A 15,012-nucleotide genomic window follows, 5' to 3' on the forward strand; every position below is an offset into this window, starting at 1 on the left:
TTTGTTGACTTTAGAAAACTTATTTATATAATACACATTTTTGAGGAATTTATCAATACTTTTATGAAAACTATATCATTTTTTTAATTTTTGAATGCTTTTATTTATAATTTAAGATTGATAAATTTTATAATTCCTTTTAATTTTTGTTTTCAAATAATTTATCCCAGGCATTTATATAATTTCCCACAGCCCACTGTGCCATAACTGAAGTTTCTCCATTTTTCAATTTAAAAACAGTCTGAAGTTTTCCAATACCTCTATCATTTAAGGAAAATACTTTTATATCATTCTTAGTTAATATTACAATAAAGTCTCTATTTGGGGATGTATAGGCATCCAATACATCCGGTATCTTATTCTTTACAACATCAAAACTTGGATATAAATCATCATAGGTCGCAATTTCTTTATTAGGTTCAGCATATAAAATATCAAAATCCCCACAACTTATCCTACCTCTAAGTATCCATCTACCGCTCCTCCTGGCCACACCCCAATTAGTTCCAATATTATTCAAAGTAATATTTCTTCCTGATTTTCCAATTCTTTTAATGTATACTTCAGCACTTAACCTCAGCATCTCTCCGGATCTTTTATCAAATGCCTTGGAAAAATCAACTTTATTTCCATCTAAGTTGTCTATTGGAAGAACACTAAAATATCTATTTTTCACTTCTGAATTATCCAATGAAATATATTCATTTCCTACAAACATTATTTCACTGCTTGTATTCTCAATATCCCTCACTACAACATTTGACTTATTCGATTTAGAATTGTCCTTAATAAGGGGTGAACCCCAGATTATATCTCTCTCATCATTTTCATCATACTTTTTATTTACACCAATTTCCCAAAAGCCACTTTTCCTTGGAACAATTATGTTTTTTCTCTGTTCAATATGATGTATTTGATTATAAGAACTACTTATCCAGAGAGTTCTATAATCATACCCTCCTGTATATAAATTTTTGCTTTTAAGCCCCAGCAATAATCCAGATTTGGAGGTAATATCTCTTTGGTTTTTCGGCACCTCTACTCTAAAATCCTTGCCTCTTATGTTATTCAGTACCGTTTTATTATTTGAACTGCCATCCCTTGTAAAGAAAAGCGCTAGTCCATCACTGAACTTCATAATTACATCGTTATTAATCTGTATGAAATCGTCAAAAAAATTATTATGTGAAGATACAGTAATTACTTTTACTTGTTTTTCATCTATGCCCAATAGATCAGGCTCAACTTTAAAATTTTTTTTAAAATACTTTTCACTGTCTACCACTTTTACTTTAAATTCAGGATCTTTACAAATTAAATTATAGTATTTAACTTCATTTCCATTAAAGCTTATCTTTTTATTTATACTTTTACTTATTTCATCTTGAGACACATCTGAATCCCCTATAACTAAATACCTGCTTGCAGTCCAAGTTCCTTTAATAGGTAGATCTATAGTTTTCCTAAGTGCTATATGAGGATTTAATGAAGAATTTATATTTTTATAAACTCCTAAAATCAAAGCTGCCAGTAAAATTACTACTAGAATACTTAGTTTTTTCAAAAATACCACCTTTTCCATTGCTTATATTTAATCATCATCTATAGGTATAAAAACTTTTACCTCTGTACCCTTTTTATATTCACTGTTTATATAAAGCTTTCCATTATGTAGTTCAACTATTTCCCTGCATATAGAAAGTCCTATTCCATTACTGGATTTATCAGTTTTTCCCTTGAAAAATTTTTCAGTGACTCTTGGAAGTTCATCTTTGGGTATACCAATACCATTGTCTTTTACAGTTATAATAAGATTATTGTATTCCGTTTTAACTGACAACTCCACAATTCCATCTTGAGGTGTGAATTTAAAAGAATTATCAAGAAGGTTTGTCAAAACTTGTTTTATTCTGTTTTCATCCAACAGAATAGGAGATATACTATATTGAACTTGTACTTTAAAATGAAGTTTTTGACGCTTTGCTCTAAGTGATAACTGTTTATACATGTATTTTATAGTACCGTTTATATCTACATAGTCTCTATTCAAAGTTATCTTTCCTGATATGAATTTTGAAAAGTCCAGAAGTTCCTCCACCATATTGGCCAATCTGTCGCTTTCTTTTTCTATTATTTCAAGACCATCCATTATTTCCTCTTTATCATCCAGATTCCCTGTACGCATAGTAGTTGCCCAGCCTTTTATAGATGTTAAAGGTGTTCTAAGTTCATGTGATACGGATGCTATAAATTCATTTTTCAATTTTTCATTTTGCAGTATTTTATCTGCCATAAAATTCAATGTATCCAAAAGGGTACCTATCTCATCATCTCTTTCTTTTTTCACTCTCTCATTGAATCTTCCTTTTGCTATCTTGTTCGCCATATCTGTTACCTGCCTTATAGGCTTGGTTATAGTATTGGATATGGCAATACTTATAATACCAGTTATCAATATTACAATAAATCCTATAAGTATCAACATAACTGCTATTTTCTTTATTATATGATTTACACCTGACAGAGAAGTTACAAATCTTATAATACCTTCTGTATTTCCGGATGTTTTAAGAGGGCTGGATACACATAGTAATTTTTCTCCAGTATTTTTATCTGTTTCTATTGAAGAGCCCACATCTCCTTTTAATGCCTTATCTATGTCATCACCCTCCATTGTTCCAGGTATATAATTTCCTATGGAATCCATAAGCATTTTTCCAGACGGACTTATTATCTGAACTTCTGCAGAAGTATTTTTCCAGAATATATCTGCATTATCCATTATGTTCTTTTTTAAACTAGATGATGATAAATAACTATTATAAAAATCTACAGATACTTTGATTTGATTTTTCACCATATTTTCCATATTTATATAATAATACCTGCTTATAGACATTATTAAAAATGTCTCAAGCACAAATACAGTCATGACAATTATAATAAGATAACTTCCTATCATTCTCTGTTTTATACCATTATTCAACATATTAATTCTTTCTCCATCTATATCCTACACCCCATACAGTTTCAATAGTTTTAGGATGTGACGACTCCTCCTCTACTTTCTCTCGAAGCCGTCTTATATTTACGTCCACTATTTTAGTATCCCCAATATAATCATAACCCCATACTAAATTCAAAAGTTCATTACGACTAAGGGCTTTTCCAGGATTATTCATAAATATTTTCATAAGCATGTACTCTTTTGGTGTCAAATCTATTTCCGCATCATCTTTGTAGACTTTCATGGCTCTATCATCTATTTTATAATTTCCCGATACAATTAAATCACTTCTATTTTCCTGACTGCCTATCCTTCTCAAAAGGGAATTTACTCTAGCTATTAATTCCAGTGGATTAAATGGTTTTATCATATAATCGTCGGCACCAAATTCCAATCCCATTATTTTATCCATATCCTGACTTCTTGCCGTCAATATTATTATGCCCATTTGGGGAAATTCACGCCGTAAAATCTCACAGGTTTTAAAACCATCTATTCCTGGAAGCATTATATCCAGAATAGTTATTATAGGTTTCTCTATCCTTGCATTTTCTATGGCTTTCTCGCCAGATTCCGCTTCGATGACAGTAAAGTTGTTTCTCTTGAAATTTATTTTTAGGAATCCCCTAATAGACCCTTCATCTTCTACTATAAGAACTTTCTTATTCATAATTAATACTCTCCTCATTCTTGTTATAAATGATCTAATTTTATTCATTGCTAATAATTATAACATTTTTTAATATCCAATTCATATATTTATATCACCAGCAACTTCATAGGAATAATACTATATAAATCTACACAATATATATTATAAAAATATTTTAATATGGAGAAATGAAAATGAATTTAGAAAAAATATACAACAATATGAGTCCTTTCGAACTTAGAAATAGTCTAAAACAACTTGCCGAAGATGAGAGTAAAAAAAGTACTAATATACTTTTAGATGCAGGTAGAGGAAATCCAAATTGGACATCAGCTTCTCCTCGAGAAGCATTTTTTACCTTTGGGCAATTTGCAGTAGGTGAGACGAGAAGTACATGGGACAATGGAGACCTGGCAGGTATGCCTAGAAAAAGTGGAATTTCTCTCAGTTTAAAAAAGTATATAGATGAGCACATAAATTATCCTGGTACTGAACTTTTAAAAAACATTGTAAATTACGGAATAGAATTACACCATTTCAATCCTGATGAGTGGGTCCATGAACTTGCAGACGGAATTATAGGAGACAACTATCCTATGCCCCAAAGGATGTTAAAACATATTGAGGTAATTATCAAAGATTATTTAAAAAAGGAGCTGTATGGATACAATCCTTCTCTTAAATTTGATTCATTTGCCGTAGAAGGTGCTACTGCAGGAATATGTTATATATTTGACTCCTTAGTTGCAAATAATATTTTAAAACCTCACGACACCATAGCCATAATGACACCTATTTTTACCCCCTACTTGGAAATTCCAAGTATTCCAAGGTATAATCTAAATGTTGTAAAAATAAAAGCTTCCGAGGCAGGTAAAAATAAATATGACGCATGGCAATATTCCGATAATGAATTGTTAAAGCTTGTAAGTTCAGATGTAAAAGCGTTATTTGTGGTAAATCCAAGCAATCCTCCTTCTGTATCCATTAAACCAGATATCATAAAAAAACTCATACACATAGTCAAAAACTATAATCCCAATTTAATGATTATCTCAGATGATGTATATGGTACATTCGTAGATGGTTTTAAGTCTTTATTCTCCTATCTCCCTTTTAATACTATAGGAGTCTATTCATTCTCCAAGTATTTTGGAGTTACTGGTTGGAGGCTTGGTACCGTTTCTCTTGCAGAAAAAAACGTATTTGACTATCTTGTGAGTAAATTACCTGAATATGAAAAGGAAAAGTCAAAAAAAAGATATGCCTCCATATCTTTAGACCCTGAAAATATAAAATTCATAGACAGAATTGCTGCTGACAGCAGACAGGTAGCATTAAATCACACAGCAGGTCTCTCTACCCCGCAGCAAGTCCAAATGTGTTTTTTTGCCGTTTTCTCTATAATTGATAAAAATAGTAAATATAAACAGCTTACTAAAGAAATATGTAGAAGACGTAAAAAGCTACTCTATAAAGGCCTTGGATTAGAATTGGATGATAATCCATATAGTGCATCATACTATACTGAATTTGACTTTCTTGAATGGTCTGGTGCCATATATGGAAATGATTTTTCAAATTATCTTAAAAATCACTGTAAGCCTGTAGACATACTATTCCTACTTGCCAAAAAATCTTCCATAGTATTGTTAAATGGCTCAGGATTTCAAGGTCCAGAATGGTCCATAAGAATATCACTTGCCAATTTAAATGATAATGACTATATTACCATAGGAGAAGTTCTTAAAAAGATATTAAAGGACTATGCTGTAGAATGGAAAAAATCCCAAAAATACAGTATACATTAAAAGAAGAACCAGAAACAACTCCTTTAGTTAATCTGGTTCTTTTTTATTATCTAAGCAACTTCAAATTGGCTGTTATAAAGATTTGCATATATTCCATTTTTCTTAAGCAGTTCTTCATGATTTCCCTGTTCAACAATATCACCATGATCCATAACAAGTATCAAATCAGCATCACGAATAGTAGATAAACGATGTGCTATTATAAAGCTTGTTCTGTCTTTCATAAGATTATCCATAGCTTTCTGAATTTTCAACTCTGTACGAGTATCTACTGAACTTGTTGCTTCGTCAAGAATAAGTATTTTAGGATTTGCAAGTATAGCCCTCGCAATAGTTAACAGCTGTTTTTGTCCTTGAGACACATTGGATGCTTCTTCATTCAATATCATGTTGTATCCAGCAGGAAGTGTACGAACAAATCCATCCACATGTGCCGCTTTTGCAGCTTGAACTACTTCCTCATCAGTGGCATCAAGCCGTCCATATCTTATATTTTCCTTTATGCTTCCATTATAAAGCCATGTATCCTGAAGAACCATTCCAAATATAGAACGCAAATCTCCTCTAGTAAAATCTCTTATATCATGACCATCTATAAGTATGGATCCATCATTTATATCATAAAAACGCATAAGTAGTTTAATTATAGTTGTCTTGCCTGCTCCAGTTGGTCCAACAATTGCAATTCTCTGTCCTGGTTTAATAGATGCCGAAAAATCATTTATTATGATTTTATCTGTATTATATCCAAAATGAACATTTTTAAACTCCACACTTCCATTTACATTTTGAAGCTTTACAGGATTGCTGACTTCTGGAATTTCCTCTTCTTCTTCCAAAAATTCAAATATACGTTCCGCTGAAGCCGCAGTCTGTTGAAGTATGTTTGAAATATTGGCTATTTGTGAAATGGGCTGCGTAAATGAACGCACATATTGTATAAATGCCTGAATGTCACCAACTTCAATAGTTCGCTTTACTGCAAGCCATCCTCCAAGTATACATATTCCTACATAGCCAAGATTACCTACAAAATTTATCATAGGCATCATTATTCCTGATAAAAATTGTGATTTCCAAGCTGAACCAAACAACTGTCCATTCATTTTATTAAATTTATGAACACTTTTTTCTTCACCATTGAAAGCCTTCATTACAATATGACCGCCATACATTTCCTCAACATGTCCATTTAAATGTCCCAAATAATCCTGCTGCTGTTTGAAATACTTTTGAGAGTACTTGACAATAACAGTTATAAGGCCCATGGATACGGGGATTACGCAAAGTGCCACAAGTGTCATCTGCCAACTTATACTAATCATCATAATAAGTACACCTATGACCATTGTAACTGATGTGATAATTTGACCTAAACTTTGATTAAGGGTCTGACTTAAAGTATCTACATCATTTGTAACACGTGACAAAACTTCTCCATGATTTGTTCTATCAAAATACCCTAAAGGCATACGGTTAATTTTCTCAGAAATATCTTTTCTAAACTTATAGGTTACCTTCATGGATATTCCAGACATAATCCATCCCTGAATATATCCAAACAATGCACTTATTACATACAACACAACAAGTAATAAAATTATCTTTCCTATATAATTAAAATCTATATTTCCAGTTCCTGATATTTTTGCCATTACACCTTTAAACAACTTTGTAGTAGCATGGCCAAGTATTTTAGGCCCTACTATAGAAAATATGGTACTTACAACAGCAAATATCAATACAATAACAAGTGATAATTTATAATCACTTAGATAAGAAATAAGCTTTTTCATAGTAGGTTTGAAATTACGAGCTTTTTTACCTACATTTCCTACAGCTGCAGAAGATCCTACTTTACTTTTTCTATTTTCACTCACGCCAATTCCTCCTCAGACATCTGTGATAATGCAATTTCTCTATAAGTTGGACATATTTCCATAAGTTCTTCATGGTTTCCCATTCCAACCACTCTGCCTTCATCGAGTACTATTATTTGTTCCGCATTTTTAATAGTAGAAATACGCTGCCCAACTATAAAAATAGTACTTGATTGTATTTCAGAACTAAGTGCCTTTCTAAGTTTTGAATCTGTTTTAAAATCAAGAGCAGAAAAACTATCATCAAAAATATATATTTTCGCCCTTTTTACTAAAGCACGAGCAATTGATAATCTCTGTTTCTGTCCTCCTGAAACATTTGATCCTCCTTGAGAAATTTCACTTTCAAGCCTGTCTGGCTTTTCATTAATAAATTCTTCAGCCTGTGCAATTTTTATTGCCATTTCCATATCTTCCTTATTTATATTTTCATCTGCATATTTTAAATTTGATTCAATAGTACCTTGAAAAAGTGATCCTTTTTGTGGTACATAACCTATTAGATTTCTGAGATCATGCTGGGTAATATCTCTTATATCCATTCCATCTATAAGTATTTGTCCATCAGTTACATCATAAAAACGTGGAATTAAATTAATAAGAGCAGACTTACCTGAACCCGTTGAGCCAATAAAGGCTGTTGTCTGGCCTGGAAGTGCTTTGAAATCTATATCTTTTAATGCATATTCCTCTGCTCCATCATACTTAAAAGAGACATTCCTAAATTCCACTAAACCTTTTACATCACCATCAAGTTTCTTAGGTTTTTTAGGATCTAAAATAGATAATTTAGTTTTCAACACTTCATCAATTCTCTGTGCTGATGCAGATGCTCTAGGTATCATGATAAACATAAACGACATCATGAGGAATGCAAACATAATCTGCATTGCATATTGCATAAATGCCATCATATCTCCAACCTGCATATTTGAATTTGCAATCTGATGGGATCCTACCCAAACTATCAACACTGTAATTCCATTCATTATAAACATCATAGCTGGAAACATAATTGACATTACACGATTTACAAAAAGGTTGGTATCTGTTAACTCTTTATTGGCATTATCAAATCTCTTCTCTTCAAATTTCTGTGTATTAAATGCTCTTATTACCATCATTCCCGAAAGATTTTCACGTGTAATAAGATTTAACTTATCCAGCATCTTCTGAATGAGTTTAAATTTAGGAAATGCAATTGCAAACACGGTTATAATAAACCCTAAAAGCACTATGACTCCCAATGCTATAATCCATGTCATGGATGGACTTTTGCCAACAGCTTTTATAACTCCTCCAATTCCTAAAATAGGAGCATATATAATAAGCCTTATGGAAAGAAATAGGACTTGTTGTATCTGAGTTATATCATTGGTAGTTCGAGTTATCAATGAAGCTGTTGAAAATTCATCAAATTCTTTACTTGAAAAGCTTTCAACTTTGGTAAATATATTTCTACGCAGATTCCGTGATACACCAGCAGCAACTCTTGCAGCAATAAATCCCACTATTATTGTACAGGCTGCACTGAGCAAAGATATGAGAAGCATAATTATACCTGTATGGATAATATACTTATTTTGTATTTTATCCGTATTCATACCCAAAGAAGCATATTCAGATTTGACTGAACTTGCAGCTGCCTGAACAATCATACTATCTCCCATAGAAGTAAATTTTTCACTCATATATGAACTTATTTTTGCACGCTCAGGTTCTGGTAATTTTGAAAACATTGCAAATAAATCAGTATTTGCAGGTATCTTTTGCCCATTAAAATTAATGAATCCATTTTTCGCAGTACTTTTCAGGTTATCAACGCCAGACACTGAAAGAAAGGCCTTTCCAATTATAGGGTTCATTTTGTCAGTTTCAGATTTGTCAATATTTTTTAAAGCATATATAGGCTCATCTTTTAATTTAGGATACTTTTTAACATATTCATTATAATCTGAAGATGATTTATCTATCAATTTATAGTTTTTCATAATTTCAACTTTGTCATTTTTATTTACAAACAGTGTAAGTTTATTCATTTCACTTGATCTAATTGCCTGTGGAACTGAGTTTTCAATGCCACCCTGCTGTATTCCAACATTAACTATGTTAGACACGTAATCAGGTAGTGCCAAATCACTTCCTGCCTGTACAAAAAGTAAAATTATTGCACATATGATTGATGCAATAAATGGTTTAAGATGCTTTATCAATTTAAGCATTATGTCATTCACTCCTTATTTTTTCTATCTATTACCTTTTCAAGTGTTAGCAATCCTTTTTTTATTACATCCATTTCTTCAGGAGTTGCACTGCTAATTATAAATTGAACGGACTTCTCGATTCTATCTCTTTTGGCTTTGCCAACTTTCTTTAATTTAGAAGTTACTTCAACATAAACAACTCTTCTATCATCCTTACTTCTAATTCTCTTTACAAAATCCTGTTTTTCCAACCTATCAACAATTCCAGATACAGTACTATTAGATAAACTCATCTTGGAACTTAAATCACTTATTTTCATCTTTCCATTATGAAATAAAATCATAATTAGCATTATCTGTGGTCCAGTTAAATTAAATTCTTTAAAATGTTCTTCCATATTCTTATGAATATTATCCATAACTTTTTTAAATACTTTAAATAAAGACAGAGTGTCTTTTACCTGATTTATATTTGCATCCATGTCACCTCTCCTTTCCTATGAAAATATTTTACATGCTAATATTTCATACACATATATTTCGCATTCAAAATATATTTTAAGCCTCCATTGCTTTTTAGTCAAGTATTTTTTTGTTAAATAAACATGAATAAAAAATGAATCAGGAACATCTTTTTAGGACATTCCTGATTCATTGTATTCTATTTTTTAGGAACTCATTTAGAAGACTTATCCTTCTGAAGTATATCTGCAATAGCAGCCATATTTCCAAGAGATGATATGGACTCATTTGGAAGTATAAGCTTGTTTGCTGGATTCTTGGCCATCTCTTTAAGTGCTTCTATCTGCTTTAATGCAATTACCTTTTCATCCGTTCCAGAATCAATTATAGATCTGTTGACAAGTTCTATAGCCTTCGCATCTGCTTTTGCTACTTCTTCAATTGCAACAGCTTTACCTTCTGCTTCTAAGACTTGAGATTGTCTAAGACCTTCCGCCCTTCTTATATTAGCTTCTTTTTCAGCTTCAGCTTGAAGTATTTTGGCCTGTTTCATGCCCTCTGCTTTTGCTATTTCACTCTGCTTCTGACCTTCAGCTTGAAGTATGACAGCTCTCTTGTCTCTCTCAGCTCTCATCTGTTTTTCCATTGCCTGCTGTATTTCAGCTGGAGGAATTATATTCTTGATTTCAACAGACAATATCTTTATGCCGTAGGCATCAGTTATATCATCTACTACTTTTAAAAGTTCTCCGTTTATCTTGTCTCTTCCAGACAATACCTCATCCAGGCTCATGTCCCCTACTATATTTCTCATATTGGTTATAGTTGAAAATATTATACCTGCCCTGTAATCTTCTATATTGTATATAGCTTCTTTTGGATTCAATATTTTATAGAAAATTACATTGTCTATAGATATCTTTACATTATCCTTTGTTATAACTGATTGGGGTTCAATATCAAGAATTTGCTGCTTTGTAGAAACCTTCCTTCTTAAAAAATCAATAAATGGAATTATAAAATGCCATCCAGGCTGAAGTGTTCCATGATATTGTCCAAACCTTTCTATTATACTTACATATCCTGTATTAACAACTTTTATAGAAGATACAACAGCAATTAATACAAGTACAATTATAATTATTAAAACAATAGTGCCTATCATGTAAATCATCTCCTAACTCTCTAATTTTTTTATTATTACCTTGTTTCCATTCATCCCTAAGATTTTGAATTTTTGTCCTTTTTGAAGTTTTATACTAACATCTTCAATTTTCCATAAAACTCCATCCAATTTTACTGCATTGTTTTCCTGCATTTCAGCATCTACAATTATTTCCCTGCCTTTATACGTTTCTTCTCTGAGGGCTGTAGGCTTTATCTTGTTTTTTACATTCTTCTTTATAAGTGGATAGCAGACTAGCACCAATACTATACTCACAATTATGAAAACGATAAATTGAACTGCAACAGAATATCCCAGGGCATCTGATATAATTGCACAGATTGCACCAACTGTAAACCATACAAACAGAAAAGCACTTGTTAGTATGTCCAAAATTAAAGCGGCAATTCCAATTACAATCCATAAAATTAAATTGGGTGACATTTTATTCACTCCTCACTAATACAAAACTTATATTTTGCATATTAATATAAATCTCCTATATTAATATATTACACCAATTCATTATATTATTAAACATAATTTTATTTATTAGAAAATGCTATTTTAAGCAGAACGGGTGTTACAATTGTTGTCAATATTACAACTATCAATGTAGGAATAAATATTTCCTCTGATATTATACCTTTTTGCAATCCTATATTGGCAGTAATTATAGCAACCTCACCTCTTGAAATCATGCCACTACCTATCTGTAGGGATTCCCTTTTACTCATTTTAAGAAGTCTGGCAGCCCCTCCACATCCTATTAACTTTCCAAATACAGCAATAATAAACATAACTAAAGTAATTAATATAACTTCTTTGTTTAATCCTTTTAGATTAGCTTCAATACCAACACTTGCAAAAAATACAAGTGATAAAAATCCTGAGGAAATTGGTCGTACATTTTTTTCTAAATATTTTTTGCATTGAAGTGAAGAAAGCACAAGTCCTGCTATATATGCACCGGTTATAGCTGCTATCCCCAAATTTTCAGCTATAAATGCTATCAACATAGCAAACGCCAATGAAAATGTAAATAATGTTATATTAGATCTTACAGATCCTATCAACTTATTTATGTGTTTTGGCAGATATATTACAGCTAATACTGAAAAGACACAAAATAAAATTATCTTTATAAACACAAATATAATTGGAAGTATTTCAAATCCCGAGGAAGAACCAGAAGCCTGAGATACTGCAAGAACTATGGATATAAGTATAAGTCCTAAAATATCATCTATTACTGCCGCTCCAAGGATATTAATTCCTGATCTTGTATTTAGTTTTCCAAGTTCCTTAAGAGTTTCTACAGTAATACTTACACTCGTAGCAGTTAAAATAACCCCGACAAATATATTTTCCCAAAAATCATTAAAAAATATATATGCACTTAGTGTTCCCAAGGCAAGTGGGACAATTATTCCGAATACTGCAATAATAAATGAAGACAATCCGGCCTTTTTAAACTCCTCCACATTAGTTTCCAAACCTGCGAGAAACATAAGCATAATCACCCCAAGATTTGAAAGCAATTTTATATCATTGTTGTATTGTACTAGATTCAATACCATAGGTCCAAGTAAGACACCAGCTATTAAGGCTCCCAAAACTTCCGGCATTTTTAGTTTTTTGCTGATTATACCTCCTATCTTTGTAAACATAAGAATTAACACAATACTCAATAAAGTTTTCTCCATATTCTCCCTCCTAAGTTAATAAAAAAGAGAGGTGGAAAGTCCAAAAAGGACTTTCCACCCCAAAAGCCACGCTACTCTTGAAATCAAATAAAATTATTTGTTCAACCGAAAGCAAATTTCATATTTAGTTGTAATTAATCATATCATATTATTATCAATACCACAAGTTTTTATAGATCATTTATCCACAAGTTAAAACTTGAATCTGAAGGCATTCTCCAATCTCCTCTTGGAGACAGACTTACTGTACCTACTTTAGGACCATCTGGAATAGCAGATCTTTTAAATTGTTGGGTAAAAAATCTTCTTATAAATAGTTTTAGCCATTTTTTTATAGTCTCTTTATCATAAGTGTCAACAAAAGCATATTGTGCTAAAAACAATAATTTTTTCGGTGAAAAACTATTTCTTGCAAAATAATAGAGAAAAAAGTCATGAAGTTCGTACGGTCCAACTATATCCTCGGTTTTTTGAGCTATCTTGCCATTATTGTCCTTGGGAAGCAATTCAGGACTTACAGGTGTATCAAGTATGTCCATTAATATTGCTGATATATAATCAGATGACTCTTTCTGAGCTACATATCTTACCAAATATCTTACCAGAGTCTTTGGTACAGAACAATTTACCCCATACATTGACATATGATCACCGTTATATGTACACCAACCAAGAGCCAGTTCGGAAAGATCACCTGTTCCTATGGAAAGTCCCCCCTCTTTATTTGCAATGTCCATAAGTATCTGCGTTCTTTCCCGTGCCTGAACATTTTCATAAGTTACATCATGTTTGGATTTATCATGTCCTATATCTTTAAAATGCTGCAAACATGCATCCACAATATTTATCTCTCTAAAATCCGTATGAAGTTTCTTACATAAATCCACCGCATTATTGTAAGTCCTATCTGTAGTTCCAAATCCAGGGAGTGTAACGGTTATTATGTCCTTCCTGGAAATACCAAGCATGTCAAATGTCTTCACGACAACCAGAAGTGCCAGTGTAGAGTCCAATCCTCCTGAAATGCCTATGACAGCTTTTTTGAGTCCTGTATGTTCAATTCTTTTTGCCAGTGCTGCAGTTTGTATATTAAATATTTCCCTGCATCGTACTTCTCTCTGATTTTCATCTGAAGGTACAAATGGATACTTTGGAACTGTTCTGTCAAACTTTCCATACTCCAGATTTTTAAAATTAAATTCAATATACTGAGCCTTCCACGGCACAATATGCATTCCATCCCTAAAACTTATATTTTTCAATCTCTGCATATTCAATCTTTCAATGTCAATAATAGATGTTAAAACTTCATTTTCTCTTTTAAATCTGTTATTGTATTTTAAAAGATTGCCATTTTCAGAAATTATCATATCACCGCTAAATACCAGATCCGTAGATGATTCATACACACCAGATGAAGCATATATATAGGAAGACATGCACCTTGCACTTTGGGATTCTACTAAACTCTTTCTATAATCCGACTTGCTTACTATTTCATTTGATGCAGAAAGATTGCCGATAATATTAGCACCTGCAAGGCTCAAATAACTGCTTGGTGGAACCACGCTCCACAGATCTTCACATATTTCAAACCCAAATTTAAAATCACCGCTGTTAAATATAATATTTATTCCAAATGGTATGTTTTTTTGAAAATTTAAATCCACTCTTTCATCTACAATATTAATACCAGAAGTAAACCATCTTCTTTCATAAAATTCCTCATAATTAGGTATATAACTTTTAGGTACAATCCCCAATATTTTGCCGTCAAATATTATATAAGCACAGTTATACACACAGGAATTAAAAACAAGAGGTGATCCAACTGCAATTAAAATATCCTTGTCTATAGAATATCTACATATATCTTCAAGTGCATTTTCAGATTTCTTCAAAAGCACTCCTTGCAAAAACAAATCTCCACAAGTATAGGAAGTTATGCATAATTCAGGAAAAACTACAAGTTTTGAATGTTCATCCAGGGATTTATCCACACAATATTTTATATTTTTCACATTAAACTCTATATCAGCCACATTGGTTACAGGACATGCAGCCGATATTCTCATGAAACCCATCGAGCACATAAAATTTCCTCCTTGTATAATGTGGTTATAAC

The 15,012-nt window shown here is 32.0% G+C and carries 11 protein-coding genes and 1 other annotated feature; of the genes, 1 reads left to right on the top strand and 10 read right to left on the bottom strand.

The window, feature by feature from the left end:
• Positions 1 to 139: 139 nt before the first annotated feature.
• Genes J418_RS0103765 through J418_RS0103775 form a run of 3 tightly spaced genes read right to left on the bottom strand, consistent with a single transcriptional unit; the run spans position 140 to position 3,677 of the window.
• A complete protein-coding gene (locus tag J418_RS0103765; protein ID WP_017894819.1) occupies positions 140 to 1,564 on the bottom strand; it encodes a hypothetical protein in 1,425 nt (474 codons plus the stop codon).
• A 27-nt stretch (positions 1,565 to 1,591) separates the two neighbouring features.
• Positions 1,592 to 2,989 (bottom strand): sensor histidine kinase, encoded by a 1,398-nt coding sequence (locus J418_RS0103770; RefSeq protein ID WP_017750427.1) that lies wholly within the window; start codon positions 2,987 to 2,989, stop codon positions 1,592 to 1,594.
• A 1-nt stretch (position 2,990) separates the two neighbouring features.
• Positions 2,991 to 3,677, bottom strand: coding sequence for a response regulator transcription factor (locus J418_RS0103775; protein WP_017894820.1), 687 nt, complete (start codon positions 3,675 to 3,677; stop codon positions 2,991 to 2,993).
• A gap of 176 nt (positions 3,678 to 3,853) precedes the next feature.
• Here J418_RS0103775 and aspD point away from each other — a divergent pair, with 176 nt between their 5' ends.
• Positions 3,854 to 5,470, top strand: a complete 1,617-nt coding sequence (gene aspD / locus J418_RS0103780; RefSeq protein ID WP_017750425.1) for an aspartate 4-decarboxylase — start codon at positions 3,854 to 3,856, stop codon at positions 5,468 to 5,470.
• A gap of 50 nt (positions 5,471 to 5,520) precedes the next feature.
• On the opposite strand, the gene J418_RS0103785 is transcribed toward aspD, so the two are convergent.
• The 7 genes from J418_RS0103785 to J418_RS0103815 form a co-directional block, all read right to left on the bottom strand.
• Positions 5,521 to 7,350: an ABC transporter ATP-binding protein gene (locus J418_RS0103785; RefSeq protein ID WP_017894821.1), complete on the bottom strand. Its 1,830-nt coding sequence runs from the start codon at positions 7,348 to 7,350 to the stop codon at positions 5,521 to 5,523.
• Positions 7,347 to 9,572 (bottom strand): ABC transporter ATP-binding protein, encoded by a 2,226-nt coding sequence (locus J418_RS0103790; protein ID WP_017894822.1) that lies wholly within the window; start codon positions 9,570 to 9,572, stop codon positions 7,347 to 7,349. The genes J418_RS0103785 and J418_RS0103790 overlap by 4 nt, the downstream gene beginning before the upstream one ends.
• A gap of 8 nt (positions 9,573 to 9,580) precedes the next feature.
• On the bottom strand, positions 9,581 to 10,036 hold the full coding sequence (locus J418_RS0103795; RefSeq protein ID WP_017894823.1) for a MarR family winged helix-turn-helix transcriptional regulator: 456 nt from the start codon (positions 10,034 to 10,036) through the stop codon (positions 9,581 to 9,583).
• A 194-nt stretch (positions 10,037 to 10,230) separates the two neighbouring features.
• Positions 10,231 to 11,181 (bottom strand): SPFH domain-containing protein, encoded by a 951-nt coding sequence (locus tag J418_RS0103800; RefSeq protein ID WP_017894824.1) that lies wholly within the window; start codon positions 11,179 to 11,181, stop codon positions 10,231 to 10,233.
• 12 nt (positions 11,182 to 11,193) lie between these two features.
• Positions 11,194 to 11,625 carry an NfeD family protein gene (locus tag J418_RS0103805; protein ID WP_017894825.1) on the bottom strand — a complete coding sequence of 144 codons (432 nt, stop codon included), beginning with the start codon at positions 11,623 to 11,625 and terminating at the stop codon, positions 11,194 to 11,196.
• A 101-nt stretch (positions 11,626 to 11,726) separates the two neighbouring features.
• Entirely contained in the window at positions 11,727 to 12,887 is a 1,161-nt protein-coding gene (locus J418_RS0103810; protein ID WP_017894826.1) for a cation:proton antiporter, read from the bottom strand.
• A 48-nt stretch (positions 12,888 to 12,935) separates the two neighbouring features.
• Positions 12,936 to 12,994 (bottom strand) — a sequence feature (sodium ion sensor (DUF1646 type); this cis-regulatory element may regulate processes involved in with the transportation of sodium ions).
• Positions 12,995 to 13,057: 63 nt separating this feature from the next.
• Entirely contained in the window at positions 13,058 to 14,980 is a 1,923-nt protein-coding gene (locus J418_RS0103815) for an NAD(+) synthase (protein WP_026142619.1), read from the bottom strand.
• Positions 14,981 to 15,012: the final 32 nt, after the last annotated feature.

Source organism: Clostridium tyrobutyricum DSM 2637 = ATCC 25755 = JCM 11008 (assembly GCF_000359585.1).
GTDB lineage: Bacteria > Bacillota > Clostridia > Clostridiales > Clostridiaceae > Clostridium_B > Clostridium_B tyrobutyricum.